The organism is Halomonas sp. ALS9, assembly GCF_001651035.1.
In the GTDB taxonomy this organism is placed as follows: domain Bacteria; phylum Pseudomonadota; class Gammaproteobacteria; order Pseudomonadales; family Halomonadaceae; genus Vreelandella.
The window spans coordinates 1-214 of record NZ_LXRG01000131.1; the positions used below are offsets into that span (position 1 = coordinate 1).

Below are 214 nucleotides of genomic sequence, written 5' to 3' on the forward strand. Positions count from 1 at the left end.
TTTCTAAAGTCCGATTTTGCTTAATTTTCCTATGTCTATGGTAAGAGGTAATTGAGTCGATATGCTTGATCTAAATGAGAGTGCTCTGTTTGTGCCAGTAGCACGTAACGGTAGCTTCATCGAGACCGCACGCCGGTTAGGCACACCTTCCAATACGTTAAGCCATCGACTTCAAAAGCTTGAAAATCAGCTTGGTACGCTGCTACTTCAGCGG

At 44.4% G+C, this 214-nt stretch carries 1 protein-coding gene; it reads left to right on the forward strand.

The window, feature by feature from the left end:
* Positions 1-61: 61 nt before the first annotated feature.
* Positions 62-214, forward strand: a 153-nt coding sequence (locus tag A6R74_RS23660; RefSeq protein WP_131798068.1) for a helix-turn-helix domain-containing protein, incomplete at its 3' end; no start/stop codon positions are given.